Source organism: Polaromonas sp. CG_9.7 (genome assembly GCF_015752205.1).
In the GTDB taxonomy this organism is placed as follows: domain Bacteria; phylum Pseudomonadota; class Gammaproteobacteria; order Burkholderiales; family Burkholderiaceae_C; genus Polaromonas.
In genome coordinates this window covers 25,267-39,321 of sequence record NZ_JADOVG010000012.1, presented here as the reverse complement: position 1 = coordinate 39,321, position 14,055 = coordinate 25,267, and the positions used below count along the sequence as shown (strand labels likewise).

General features: G+C 63.2%; 8 protein-coding genes and 1 riboswitch. Of the genes, 6 read left to right on the top strand and 2 right to left on the bottom strand.

Annotation, left to right across the window (positions count from 1 at the left end; translation table 11 throughout):
- Positions 1-6: 6 nt before the first annotated feature.
- Positions 7-1,125 (bottom strand): ABC transporter substrate-binding protein, encoded by a 1,119-nt coding sequence (locus IWX87_RS13125; RefSeq protein ID WP_196863974.1) that lies wholly within the window; start codon positions 1,123-1,125, stop codon positions 7-9.
- A 277-nt stretch (positions 1,126-1,402) separates the two neighbouring features.
- Here IWX87_RS13125 and uvrA point away from each other — a divergent pair, with 277 nt between their 5' ends.
- Entirely contained in the window at positions 1,403-7,462 is a 6,060-nt protein-coding gene (gene uvrA / locus IWX87_RS13120; protein ID WP_196863973.1) for an excinuclease ABC subunit UvrA, read from the top strand.
- Positions 7,463-7,631: 169 nt separating this feature from the next.
- Positions 7,632-8,615: a tripartite tricarboxylate transporter substrate binding protein gene (locus IWX87_RS13115; RefSeq protein ID WP_196863972.1), complete on the top strand. Its 984-nt coding sequence runs from the start codon at positions 7,632-7,634 to the stop codon at positions 8,613-8,615.
- A gap of 16 nt (positions 8,616-8,631) precedes the next feature.
- Here IWX87_RS13115 and IWX87_RS13110 read toward each other — a convergent pair whose 3' ends face one another.
- Positions 8,632-9,453 (bottom strand): HAD-IIB family hydrolase, encoded by an 822-nt coding sequence (locus tag IWX87_RS13110; protein ID WP_196863971.1) that lies wholly within the window; start codon positions 9,451-9,453, stop codon positions 8,632-8,634.
- A 71-nt stretch (positions 9,454-9,524) separates the two neighbouring features.
- Positions 9,525-9,599: riboswitch (S-adenosyl-L-homocysteine riboswitch) on the top strand.
- A 100-nt stretch (positions 9,600-9,699) separates the two neighbouring features.
- On the opposite strand from IWX87_RS13110, the gene ahcY reads away from it, so the two are divergent.
- The 4 genes from ahcY (at position 9,700) to IWX87_RS19955 (ending at position 13,943) form a co-directional block, all read left to right on the top strand.
- Positions 9,700-11,136: an adenosylhomocysteinase gene (gene ahcY, locus IWX87_RS13105; RefSeq protein WP_196863970.1), complete on the top strand. Its 1,437-nt coding sequence runs from the start codon at positions 9,700-9,702 to the stop codon at positions 11,134-11,136.
- 140 nt (positions 11,137-11,276) lie between these two features.
- Positions 11,277-12,317: a TlyA family RNA methyltransferase gene (locus IWX87_RS13100; protein ID WP_196863969.1), complete on the top strand. Its 1,041-nt coding sequence runs from the start codon at positions 11,277-11,279 to the stop codon at positions 12,315-12,317.
- A 10-nt stretch (positions 12,318-12,327) separates the two neighbouring features.
- The gene (gene metF / locus IWX87_RS13095) at positions 12,328-13,158 is read left to right on the top strand and encodes a methylenetetrahydrofolate reductase [NAD(P)H] (protein WP_196863968.1); all 831 of its coding nucleotides are present in this window, start codon (positions 12,328-12,330) and stop codon (positions 13,156-13,158) included.
- 140 nt (positions 13,159-13,298) lie between these two features.
- Positions 13,299-13,943: a septal ring lytic transglycosylase RlpA family protein gene (locus IWX87_RS19955; protein WP_304609488.1), complete on the top strand. Its 645-nt coding sequence runs from the start codon at positions 13,299-13,301 to the stop codon at positions 13,941-13,943.
- The last annotated feature ends 112 nt before the right edge of the window (positions 13,944-14,055 follow it).

Genomic DNA, 14,055 nt, shown 5'->3' with positions numbered 1-14,055 from the left:
CGCCGATCAACGCTTGAACTTGCCATCGGCGCCAATGATGGACAGGTCTGCAAAATCAAGTCCGGTGTGATCCTCCGGGCTGAAGTTCACCTCCAGCCCCCCGAGGTCGAACTTGCGCATGCCTTCCAATGCCGTCTGGATTGTTTCACGGCTCGGCTTGGGGCCGGCACGGCGCAGGCTTTCCACCAGCACCTTGGCCGCCGCAAAACCCTCCAGCATCGCCGGGCTGAGTTCCCCCGGAGCCTTGGAACTGGCCTTGAGCAAGTCCTGGGCTTCCTTGACCATTGAGTAATTGATGGACCGTTCTGATGGAAACACCTGCGTCACGATCACGCCGCGCGCGTTGTCACCCAGACTCTTTGCAAAGCCGCTGGAGGCATTGTTGGACAAGGTTGCGACCTGCGCAGCAGAGCCCGCCGCACGCAAGGCCTTCAGTCCCGCGGCGACCGCCTGTCCTGAAGCAACCATGATGACGGCCTGCGCATTGGCTTGGTAGATTTTGGGCGTTATCCCACTGAAGTCGGGATTGGCACGGTTGAGTTTTTCTATTGCCACTGGCGTGAGCTTGGCCCTTGTCATGCCTTTTTGGGCACCGGCCAGCCCATCGGCACCAAAGCTGTCGTCGGTGTAGACCAGTGCAATCCGGGTAATGCCCATGGTCGCAAAATGTGAAATGACTTTTTCTGCTTCGCGCTGGTAGGTTGCCCGCACATTGAAAACATGTTTCCTGACAGGCTGGTGCAGCACCATTGAACCTGCAGAAGGTCCGACCAGCGGCACGCCATGCTTGTCAAGCAGGGGAATAATGGCTTCGGTGTGTGGCGTGCCGCGTGTAAGGAACATCGCCACCACGTTTTTTTCTTGAATCAACTTCCGCGTGTTGTCCACCGCCAGTGGGACATCGAACTTGTCGTCCATGGAAATCAATTCGATCTTTTGTCCCCCCACACCGCCTTTGGCATTGACTGAATTGAAGTAAAGCACAGCACCGTCCGTGGTTTCCTTGACGCCAGCACCTACAGCGCCTGTAAACCCTGCCGTCTGCCCAATCAGGATCTGGGCTTGGCTGGCAAGGCTCAGGGCGCAAACCAGGATGGCGGTGAAAGACAAGAATATTTTTTTCATTGTGGCAATGTGTATTTAAATGAAAGAAGTGTTTCATTTAACGGCAAAGTCTCATCGCCTGACTATATGAAAACCATTAGTGGCGGGGCTTGCCGAAATCCATGCCAGCCTGATTTGATGGACGGCCCGCCATTGCCCCCTCTTTTTGTGTAGAAGCACCGCTGTTTTTCTGCAAATCCGTGAAGCGCCATGCCCGTTGGGGCTGCTTTTTGCCATGCGCACGTACGCCGTTGAGGAACCCTAAAATGTTCGACTTCTTCAGGAAAGACCTTCACCGATGTCCCAGGGAATCATCCGCATTCGCGGCGCGCGCCAGCACAATCTCAAAAATATTGACCTCGACATTCGGACCAACGAACTGACAGTGGTCACCGGCCCCAGCGGCTCGGGCAAGTCCTCCCTGGTGTTCGACACACTGTTTGCCGAAGGCCAGCGCCGTTATGTTGAAACCTTCTCGGCCTACGCCCGGCAGTTCCTTGACCGCATGGACAAGCCGGCGGTGGACAAGGTCGAAGGCGTGCCGCCGGCGATTGCCATCGACCAGACCAACCCGGTGCGCTCGTCGCGCTCGACCGTGGGCACGATGACCGAGCTGAACGACCATTTGAAGCTGCTCTATGCCCGGGCTGCGCTGTTGTTTGACCGGCAGACCGCGCAGGCGGTGCGCCACGACACGCCCGAATCCATCTACGCCGAACTGATGGCACGCACCGAGGCCAGCGACCCGCGCGTCATCATGACCTTTCCGGTCGAACTGCCGGGCAACACCAGCGCCGAAGAGATCGAACAGTGGCTGTCGGCCAGCGGCTTCACCCGGGTCCATGCGCAACGCGAAGTCGCCACGCCCGCCGGTCCGCACAAGCTGCTTGACGTGGTGGCCGACCGCTTTCGCCTGCACCTCACTGAGAAAATCCGCGCCATCGAAGCGATTGAAACGGCGCTGAAGCGCGGCGGCCGGCTCAATGTCTATGTCCAGAACGGTGAGGAAAGTGCCGTCGAAGAGATGTGGCAGTTTTCCACTGGGCTGCATTGCCCCGACAGCGACCTGCGCTACACCGAACCCACGCCGTCGCTTTTTTCCTTCAATTCGGCGATGGGCGCGTGCGAGACCTGCAAGGGCTTTGGCCGGGTGATTGGCGTCGATTACGGGCTGGTGATCCCGAACGACAAGCTCACGCTGCGCGCCGGCGCCATCAAGGTGATGCAGACGCCAGCCTGGAAGGAAGCGCAGGACGATTTGATGCGCCATGCCGAGGCCGAGGGCATTCCGCGCGACACGCCCTGGTACAAGCTCACGCCCGGGCAGCAGGCCTGGGTCATCGACGGCTCGCCGCACTGGAAGGGCAAATGGGAAAGGCACTGGTTCGGCATCAAGCGGTTTTTTGCCTACCTGGAAAGCAAGGCCTACAAGATGCACATCCGGGTGCTGCTGTCCAAGTACCGCAGCTACACCACCTGCGACACCTGCGGTGGCGCGCGCCTGAAGCTCGAATCGCTGCAATGGCGGCTGGGCACGAAAGAAGCCGCCGATGCGGTGTTGCCGCCGGACCAGCGTTTCATGCCGGTCGGTGTGCAATGGACCCGCGCGCAACTCGAAGCGATGCCGGGGCTGTGCCTGCACGACCTGATGCGCTTGCCGATTGACCGGCTGCAAAAATTCTCCGGCAGCCTGTCGCTGACCGCCGAGGGCATTGATGCCGAACAGAAGGCGCTGAAGTCGCTGTTCGAGGAAATCCAGACCCGGCTGAAATACCTGTGCGACGTGGGCATCGGCTACCTGACGCTGGACCGCCAGAGCCGCACGCTGTCGGGCGGCGAGGTGCAGCGCATCAACCTGACCACGGCGCTGGGCACCTCGCTGGTCAACACGCTGTTCGTGCTGGACGAGCCGTCCATCGGCCTGCACCCGCGGGACATGAACCGCATCACGCAGGCGATGCGCCGGCTGGTCGATGCCGGCAACACGCTGGTCGTGGTCGAGCACGACCCGGCGGTGATGCTGGCCGCCGACCGCATGATCGACATGGGACCGGGGCCCGGCGAGCGGGGCGGGCAGATCGTGTTCGACGGCCCGCCCGAGGACGTCCGGCATGCCGACACGCTGACCGGCGCCTACCTCGGCGGGCGCAAGCAGGTCGGCATGGGGCTGAAACGCGCCGTGACGGACAGCACGCCGCGCCTGATCCTGGAAGGCGCGCGCGACCACAACCTGCAAAACCTGACCATCGAGTTTCCGCTGCAGCGCCTGGTTTGCGTGACCGGCGTCAGCGGTTCGGGCAAATCGACGCTGATGCAGGACATCGTCGCGCCCGCGCTGCTGCGCCAGTTCGGCAAGGCGACCGAAACGCCGGGCCTGCATGACCGCTTGATGGGCGCCGACCACCTGACGGACGTGGTGTTTGTCGACCAGTCGCCCATCGGCAAGACCGCGCGCTCGAACCCGGCCAGCTATGTCGGCGCCTGGGATGCGGTGCGCGAGCTGTTTGCCCAGTCGCCGCTGTCCCGGCAACGCAGCTACACCGCGACCAAATTCAGCTTCAACAACGGCGACGGCCGTTGCCCGACCTGTGGTGGCTCGGGCTTTGAGCATGTCGAGATGCAGTTCCTGAGTGACGTGTACCTGCGCTGCCCCGATTGCGACGGCAAGCGCTACCGGCCCGAAATCCTGGAGGTCACCATCGAGCGAAAAGCCATTGGCCAGCTCATGCCCCGCTTGCTGAATGTGGCCGATGTGCTCGACCTGACCGTCAGCGAAGCGGTGCAGTTGTTCGCCCAGGACCGCGAAGTCATACGCGCACTGCAGCCCATCGTCGATGTGGGGCTGGAGTACGTCAAGCTCGGCCAGCCGGTGCCCACGCTGTCGGGCGGCGAAGCGCAGCGGCTCAAGCTCGCGGGCTTCCTGGCCGGCGCCAGCAAGTCGGCGGCCAAACCCAGCCTGAGCCGGCAGGGGCTGGCGCTGATGCGCCCGCATCGCGGCACGCTGTTTTTGTTCGACGAGCCGACCACCGGGCTGCATTTCGACGACATTGCCAAGCTCATGCGCGCGCTGCGCCGGCTGCTGGAAGCCGGCCATTCGCTGATCGTCATTGAGCACAACCTCGACGTGATCCGCTCGGCCGACTGGCTGATCGACCTGGGCCCCGAAGGCGGTGAGAACGGCGGTCTGCTGGTCGCCGAAGGGCCGCCGGAGCTCGTGCGTCAGCATCCCACGTCGCACACGGCGCTGGCGCTGCGCGAGTACGAACTGACCATGAACCAGACGCACCAGGTCGAGGAACAGCGCCCCAAGGCTTGGAAGACCCGGCCGGCGTTCTCCAACCTGATCCAGATCGTCAACGCCAAGGAAAACAACCTCAAAAGCCTGTCGGTCGATATTCCGCGCGGCAAGTTCAATGTGGTGACCGGCGTCAGCGGCTCGGGCAAATCGACATTGGCGTTTGACATCTTGTTCAATGAAGGCCAGCGCCGTTACCTCGAATCGCTCAATGCCTATGCCCGCAGCATCGTGCAGCCGGCCGGCCGGCCCGAGGTGGATGCGGTCTATGGCATTCCGCCGACCGTGGCGATCGAGCAGCGCTTGTCGCGCGGCGGGCGCAAATCGACCGTCGGCACGACCACCGAGGTCTGGCACTTTTTGCGCCTGCTGTACGTGAAGCTGGGCATCCAGCATTGCACCAAGGACGGCGCGGCGGTCATGCCGCAAAGCCCCGAGAGCATCGCCGCGCAGCTGCTGAAGCATTACCGGGGCCAGCACATCGGCCTGCTGGCGCCGCTGGTGATGAACCGCAAGGGCGTTTACACCGAGCTGGCCGACTGGGCGCGGCCGCGTGGCTACCCCCACTTGCGCGTCGATGGCGAATTCCTGCCGACGACGAAGTTTCCGCGCATCGACCGCTTCAAGGAACACACGGTCGAGCTGCCGATTGCCGACATTCACGTCACGCCTGACAACGAGGCCGAACTGCGTGCCGCGCTGGCCAGCGCGCTGGAGCATGGCAAGGGCGTGGTGCATGTGCTGGCGCCGCTCGATGGCCTGCGCGAAGCGATGCTGGCCGGCACCAGCACCCAGGCGATTGGCAAGCTCGAAGCCTTCTCGACCAAGCGCGCCTGCCCGGTGTGTTCGACCTCCTACCCCGAACTCGATCCGCGCCTGTTCAGCTACAACAGCAAGCATGGCTGGTGCCCGGACTGCGTCGGCACCGGCGTCAAGCTGACCAAGGACCAGCGCCAGGCCTTTGACGATTCGGTGCTGAACACGGACGACAACAAGGGCCGCGAGCAGACCTTCGGCGAACCCGAGACCGACGACGTGCTGGACACGGTTTGCCCCGGCTGCCAGGGAGCGCGGCTCAATGCCACGGCGCGGGCCGTGCGCTTTGGCGCCGGCTTTTCAAAATTGATAGCTGCTGACGCAAGCCCATCAAGCGGGAAGGCCTATTTCAAGCAGGAACTTGCGCTTTTGGACGATGGCACGGGCCAGGGCTGGCCCATCACCGCCATCGCCCGTCTGAGCGTCACCGCGATCCGCGCCTGGGTGGACACGCTGGCGCTGACGGGTCGCGAAGCCGGCATTGCCAGAGACCTGATTCCCGAGATCAAGAGCCGGCTCGAATTCCTCGAAGATGTGGGCCTGGGCTACCTCACGCTTGACCGGGGCGCGCCCACGCTGTCGGGCGGCGAGGCGCAGCGCATCCGGCTGGCGGCGCAGCTCGGCTCCAATCTGCAGGGCGTGTGCTACGTGCTGGACGAGCCGACCATCGGCCTGCATCCGCGCGACAACCAGATTTTGCTGGGCGCTTTGGGCAAGCTCAGCGAGCGCGGCAACACGCTGGTGGTGGTCGAGCACGACGAAGACACCATTCGCCGGGCCGACAACATCATCGACATCGGCCCCGGCGCCGGCAAGCGCGGCGGGCAACTGGTGGCGCAAGGCACGGCGGCGCAGCTGTCCGCCGTGCCGGAATCGCTGACCGGGCGCTATCTGGCGAATCCGCTGATTCATCCGCTGCATGCGCGGCGTGTGACGAAGCCAGCCGGGCAAGGGAGCGAAACGGATGCCGGCGCTGGTGATTTGGTACGCGCGGCGGATTTACTCCCTCTCCCTCAGGAAGAGGGCGGGGGTGAGGGCTCCCCCACCCCAACCAAACCTGTCAGCAAAGCCAAGCAAGCCGCCCTGAAAGCTGCAGCCCTCAAAGCCGCAGCCGCCACGGCCAGCGCCTTGCACAACGCCGCGCCCGCCTCCACCAGCGAGTACACCTCGTGGCTGAAAGTCGAAGGCGCCAGCCTGCACAACCTGAAAAACGTTTCGGTCGATGTCCCGCTGTACCGGCTGGTCGCGGTCACCGGCGTGTCGGGCTCCGGCAAATCCACACTGGCGCGCGACGTGCTGCTGACCAACGTCCACGCCGGCGTTGCGCTGCGCTCGACGAAAGCCGGCCGCGAAGCCGACGACGCCGGAAAACACCCGGTCTGGACCGGTTGCGAGCGCATCGACGGCTACCGCGCCGTGGACCGCGTGCTGGAGGTCGACCAGACGCCCATCGGCAAGACGCCGCGTTCCTGTCCAGCGACCTACATCGGCTTCTGGGACACGGTGCGCAAGCTGTTTGCCGACACGCTCGAAGCGCGCGCGCGTGGTTACGCGGCCGGGCGCTTTTCCTTCAACACCGGCGAAGGCCGCTGCCCGACCTGCGAGGGCGCGGGTGTTCGCACCATCGGCATGAGCTTTTTGCCCGATGTGAAGGTGCTGTGCGAAACCTGCCACGGTGCGCGCTTCAACCCCGAGACGCTGGCCGTCACCTGGCGCGGCAAGAGCATCGGCGACGTGCTGAAGATGGAAGTCGATGAAGCGGTGGACTTTTTCGCCGCCATGCCCGCCATCGGCCATCCGCTGCAATTGCTGAAAGACGTGGGACTTGGTTATCTCACGCTCGGCCAGCCGTCGCCCACGCTGTCGGGCGGCGAGGCGCAGCGCATCAAACTGGTGACCGAACTGTCAAAGGTGCGCGATGACATCACAAGGCGCGGCCAGAAAGCGCCGCACACGCTGTATGTGCTCGACGAGCCGACCGTCGGCCTGCACATGGCTGATGTGGAAAAGCTGATCCATGTGCTGCACCGGCTGGTCAACGGCGGCCACAGCGTGATCGTCATTGAGCACGACCTCGACGTGATCGCCGAAGCCGATTGGGTGATCGACCTGGGGCCGGACGGCGGCAACGCCGGTGGCCTGGTCGTCGCGTCCGCGCCGCCCGAGGCCGTGGTGGCACTGGCAACACCGACCGGCAAGGCGCTGGCGAGCGTGCTGGCGCGATCCGGAAAATCGTATGTGCTATGAAATAAATAGCTGACTGTGACCGCGCCCATTGCGCAAACACCCTGAAAGGCTTGTAAAACCACCTGACGCGCAGGCGACAGCGCTTCAGGTGTTGCCCTGATGTGGCCGGGGCCGGAGTGACGCATCATGGCGGTTTCGCCAACTGCCAGACCTTTCAGGAGACGCCTTCATGCAACGCCGCCAACTGCTTCAATCCGCCGCCGCCCTGGCTGTTCCCGCACTGGGTTCGCTGGGTGCCCCTTTCGCTCAAGCCCAGGCCCAGGGCTTTCCGGTCCGTCCGATCAAGCTCATCGTGGCCTTTCCGGCTGGCGGGCCGACCGACATCACCATGCGCTCGCTGGCCGACAACGCCTCGAAAATCCTTGGCCAACCGGTGATCGTCGACAACAAACCCGGCGCCGGCGGCACGCTGCCGGCGCAGCAGCTGCAGACAGCGCCGGCCGACGGCTACACGCTGGCGCAGATTCCGCTGGGCGTGTTTCGCCTGCCGTACACCACCAAGATCAACTGGGACCCGGTCCAGGACATCACCTATGTGCTCAATGTCACCGGTTATGCCTTCGGCATCGTCGTGCCGGCCGACTCGCCGTTCAAGACCTGGGCCGACTTTGTCGCCTATGCCAAGGCCCATCCCGGCGAGCTGAGCTATGGCTCGACCGGCACGCTGACCAGCCCGCACCTGACCACCGAGTTGATCGCGCAACAGGCCGGCATCAAGCTGCTGCACATTCCCTACAAGGGAAGCGCCGACCTGATGCTGGCGGTGGTCAGCGGCCAGTTGATGGCGGCGGCCGACAGCACCGGTTTTGCGCCGCAGGTCGAGGCCGGCAAGCTGCGGGTGCTGAACACCTGGGGCGAGAAGCGGCTGGACAAGTTTCCCAATGCGCCCACGCTCAAGGAACTGGGCTACGACATCGTGCAGAACTCGCCCTTCGGCATCGGTGCGCCCAAGGGCACGCCGCCCGACGTGGTGAAGCGGCTGCACGATGCGTTCAAGAAAGCCATGGAAGAGCCCAGCTACGTGGCCGCGCTCGGTCGCTATGACATGCTGCCCAACTACATGAGCACGGCCGCCTACACCAAGTTCGCCCAGGAAACCTTTCTGAAGGAAAAAGCGCTGGTCGAAAAGCTGGGGCTGGGCAAGCCGTCCTGACGCGTCAGCCTGCTTTTTAATCGGCGCGCGCCGCCAGCACGGCGGCGGCCACTTCGGCAAAGCCCGCGCCGCGCTCGTCCCGGGTGATGTAGCGCGGCAGGTGGCTCAGTTGCGCTTCAAAGCGCCGCACATTGGCCACGCCAACCGAGTTGCCAAAGGCCTCGAACATCAGCTGGTCGTTGGTCGAGTCGCCAACGTACACCCAGCGGTCCATTTCGGCATCCAGGTCGCGGCCCAGCAATTCGCGAACGATCCAGCGCGCGCCCTGCAGCTTGTTGTGGGGGCCGAACCAGCCGTTGATGTGGATCGAGCTGACCGTGGCGTTCATGCCTTCGTCCTGCATGATCTGCACGGCCAGGGCGATGGCGGCTGACGGCAGGTGCGCGAATTCGCTGTGGTCGATGGCCATGTCGGTCTCGCGCCCCGGACTGTCTTGCGAGATCACCGCGCCGGGCACGTCGCGCACGACACGCGCCGCCACCTGCTGCATGCGGGCGTAATTGGTTTGCCGTGTCGCTTCGTCCTGCTGGTAGATCTTTGACAGCTGCCCACGCCCGCCAGACAGAGGTTGAAGCCCGTTTTGGCTTGAAAGCAGCGCCACTGCGCCGTTTTCAGCAACGATGGCATTGACCGGCCAGACCCGCGCAAAGGGCGCGCTCCAGCCGACCGGCCGGCCGGTGATGGCGATCAGGTCCAGGCCGGCGGCTTTCAGTGCGGCCAGCGCGCCCAGTGCGTCGGGCGTGATGGCGCCTTCGGTGGTCAGGGTGTCGTCGATGTCGGTGAAAACGCCGGTGATTCGGCGGCGGCTGTTGATCGGCCAGTGTTCAAGTGCTTGCATCGCGCCATTCTGGCATGCAGGCTTTTGCCGCGATGCGCGGCCTGGCGTGGAGCGTTCTGTACAATATATGCTCTCCTGAGGAGCGTTGCAACCCACGGCATGTGGTCTAGGCTCAGGACTTTTTCTTGCAACCACGCTCACCCGCATGTGCCTTGATGCCGGGTGAGTGAATTCCACACTTCCCTTGACAAGCCCTGCGGTCGTGGCTATTTTGCCCGCTTGAACCTGATTTTGGAGAGTTCCCAAATGAACGCCGTACTGAAGACCATCCTGAACACTGACCACATCATTGCCGACCTGTCGCTGGCCGCCTGGGGCCGCAAAGAGCTGAAAATCGCCGAAACCGAAATGCCCGGCCTGATGGCCATTCGGCAGGAATTTGCCGCGTCCCAGCCACTGGAAGGCGCGCGCATCACCGGCTCGCTGCACATGACGATCCAGACCGGCGTGCTGATCGAGACGCTGCAGGCGCTGGGCGCCGAAGTACGCTGGGCGTCGTGCAACATTTACTCGACGCAAGACCATGCCGCCGCCGCGATTGCCGCCGAAGGCACACCGGTGTTCGCCATCAAGGGCGAGAGCCTGGCCGACTACTGGGACTACACGCACCGCATCTTTGAATTCACCGGCCACAAGGGCACGCCCGAGGAAGGCCCGAACATGATCCTGGACGACGGCGGCGATGCCACGCTGCTGATGCATCTGGGCACCCAGGCCGAGACAGACCCCAGTCTGCTGGAACACCCCGGCAGCGAAGAAGAAACCTGCCTGTTCAACGCCATCAAGTTCAAACTGGCGCAAGACCCGACCTGGTACAGCCGCCGTCTGAAAAACATCATCGGCGTGACCGAGGAAACCACCACCGGCGTGTTGCGCCTGAATGAAATGTCGGTCAAGGGTACGCTGGCGTTTCGCGCCATCAACGTCAACGACTCGGTCACCAAGTCCAAGTTCGACAACCTCTACGGTTGCCGCGAGTCGCTGGTCGACGCCATCAAGCGCGCCACCGACGTGATGATTGCCGGCAAGGTCGCCCTTGTCGCCGGTTACGGCGATGTCGGCAAGGGCTCTGCCCAGGCGTTGCGCGCACTGAGCGCCCAGGTGTGGGTCACCGAGATCGATCCGATCAACGCGTTGCAGGCCGCCATGGAAGGCTACAAGGTCGTCACCATGGAATACGCCGCCGACAAGTGCGACATCTTCGTGTCCGCCACCGGCAACAAGAACGTCATCACCTATGAGCACATGGCGGCCATGAAGGACCAGGCCATCGTTTGCAACATCGGCCACTTCGACAACGAGATCGACGTGGTGTCGCTGGAGAAATGCACCTGGGAAGAAATCAAGCCGCAGGTCGACCATGTGATCTTTCCGGATGGCAAGCGCATCATCCTGCTAGCCAAGGGCCGGCTGGTGAACCTGGGCTGCGGCACGGGCCACCCGAGCTTCGTCATGTCGTCGAGCTTTGCCAACCAGACGATTGCGCAGATTGAACTGTTCACCAAGCAGCATGAATACGACGCCGGCAAGGTCTATGTGTTGCCCAAGCACCTTGATGAAAAAGTCGCCCGCCTGCACCTGAAAAAGGTCGGCGCGATGCTGTCCGAGCTGAGTGACGAGCAGGCCGCGTACATTGGCGTGTCCAAGGCCGGCCCGTACAAAGCCAACACCTACCGCTATTGAAGTGGTTGGCGTCCCCTGCATCACGGTGCAGGGGATTTTTTAAGCCGAATTGGCCTCTGGCGCATGCTGGGCATGCGCCATCAGCTATCGAAATGATGGTTTTATTTTCCTGTACGCAACCTTGACGTTGCCCCAACTTTATGCGCGCTGATTTATTTTTGGTCGAACACGGCCATGCCACTACCCGTTCCCAGGCCCAGCGCTTGATTGCCTCGGGCGTCCACTGGCGGGTTGACGAGGCGGTGGCGTGGAAAAAAATCGCCAAGAACGGCGACGAGATTCCTGCCGCTGCCGAACTGCAACTGCTCGACACCACCGAGGCGAAATACATCTCGCGCGGTGGCCTGAAGCTCGAAGGCGCGCTGAAAGCAACCGGCCTGGACGTGAGCGGCCTGCGCTGCCTCGACATCGGCCAGTCCACCGGCGGCTTTACCGACTGCCTGCTGCAGCATGGCGCTGTTCAGGTCGTGGGCGTCGATGTCGGCCACGGCCAGTTGCACGACAGCCTGCGCAGCGACGAGCGCGTGGTCTGCATCGAGGGTGTGAATGCGCGTTCGCTGACGGCCGACGAGCTGACCGAACATTACCGGCGCGCCTTGCATGGCAGCAGCCTGGACGACGACACGTTTGCCGATGTCGAGGAAGACGGCTACAGCGACCAGGACATGGACGGTTTCAGCCCGGTGTTCGATTTCCTGACCGGCGACCTGTCCTTTATCTCGCTGACGCTGGTGCTGCCCGCCGTGGCGCGCCTGCTTAAAGCGGACGGCCAGCTGTTGATGCTGGTCAAGCCGCAGTTCGAGTTGCAGCCCGGCCAGATCGGCAAAGGCGGCATCGTGCGCGACCCGGTGCATTTCGATTTTGTGGAAAAGCGCCTGCGTGATACCTGCGCCGCCCTGGGGCTGGAGGTCAAGGCCTGGCTGGCCTCACCGATTGCTGGCGGCGACGGCAACCGCGAATTTTTCATCCAGGCCAGGAAGGGCCACGAAGTGCAGGGCGAAGACCAGCCGCTGGCCGCTGCGCCGAAACGACAAGTCGCCAAGCGCGTGTCGCGCAGCGAAATGCGCGCCTCCCGCGAGCCGCACGAAGACTCCGAGGCGGCCGAAGCCGCGCATGCCGGCCAGCATGGACCGGCCAAGCGGCGCGGCAAAAAAGCCGACAACAACGACACCAGCGACTAGAAAGCCCGTGATGAACATTCCGGTCAGTTTTGAATTTTTCCCGCCCAAGACACCTGAAGGCGTGGACAAGCTGCGTCTGACAAGACAGGCGCTGTACGCCAGCCAGCCCGAGTTCTGCTCGGTCACCTTTGGCGCCGGAGGCTCAACGCAAGAGGGCACCTTCAACACGGTCAAAGCAATTCTGGACGAGGGTGTGGCCGCCGCCTGCCATTTTTCGTGCGTCGGCGCCACCAAGTCAACGGTGCGTGACCAGCTGGCCACCTTGCAGGCCATGGGCGTCCAGCGACTGGTGGCCTTGCGCGGTGACCTGCCCAGCGGCTATGGCGCGGGTGGCGAGTTCCATTACGCCAGCGACCTGGTGGCCTTCATCCGGCACGAGACCGGCGATGCCTTTCACCTTGAGGTGGCCGCTTACCCGGAAATCCATCCGCAGGCCAAATCCGCCGAGGCCGATCTGCAGGCTTTTGTGGCCAAGGTCAGGGCCGGCGCCGATTCGGCCATCACCCAGTATTTTTTCAATGCTGACGCCTATTTCCGCTTTGTGGATGATGTTCAGCGCCTGGGCGCTGATGTTCCAGTAGTGCCGGGCATCATGCCGATCACCAGTTCAACCCAGTTGATGCGCTTTTCGGATGCCTGTGGTGCCGAGATTCCGCGCTGGATCCGTTTGCGGCTCCAGGGCTTTGGCGACGACATCGCCTCGATCAGGAGTTTTGGACTGGACGTGATAACCGACATGTGCGAGCAGTTGCGCACAGCGGGCGTGCCGGGAATTCATTTTTATACGATGAACCAGGCGGCAGCGACGTCCGAGATCATTCGCCGGTTGACGCCGGCTTGATGGCCGGGCCGGTTCTCGCTTTTCCGGCGGCCGCCAGAGGCTGGCTGGCCGCCGGCCTTTTTGCGCTGCTGGCTGGCTGCGCCACGCCGTCCGAGCCCCCCGTGCCTGCGGATTCAACGCCTCCAGCAGCTGCGGCAGATATGGCTGATCCGAGTGACCCGGCACTGGTTTTAGCCACTCCAGCGCCCACGCAATCGCTTCAGGCAACGCCTCCACCGGCACCCTTCACCGAGAACACGCCGCGACCGTCGCGCCTGGCCGATTTCATTGCCAGGCGCCTGCGCAAGCAAATTGAAACCCCAGCGCCCGCCGTCGAGGCCGAAGCGCCCGTGACGCCGGACATTCCGGTGGATGGAAAATACCAGTTTACCGGCGAAGACGCCCGGGAACTGGAGCGCGGCAATGCATCATGGTATGGCGGGAAGTTCCACGGCCGCCCCACCGCCAGCGGCGAGAGCTATGACAAATATGCGCTGACAGCGGCCCACAGGACACTGCCTTTTGGCACCATCGTCCGGGTGCGCAGTCTGGCCTTGGGCCGCGAAGTCGATGTGCGCATCAACGACCGGGGACCGTTTTCCTCGGACCGCGTGATCGACGTCAGCCGGGCCGCCGCCGAGGCGCTGGGGCTGATAGGCGTCGGCGTTGCCGAGGTGTCGTTGAACGTGGAAAAAGCGTTGAAAGTGGTGACGCCGCGTGCCAAGCCGAGCAGGAAAATTCGTAAATCCTCTCGCCACCGGCCTCCAGGTCAAACCGCCATTAGCCGCCGCCATCCCTTGCTTTAAGGCTTGCCCCGTGGGCAATGGCAGCTGTCTGTAGCGGTTAACCTTTTTCGATAAGGGTCAAGTCAAAGCAGCAGCATGAAGTGTTCGTATTTATTAGAATTTCAGTAATTCC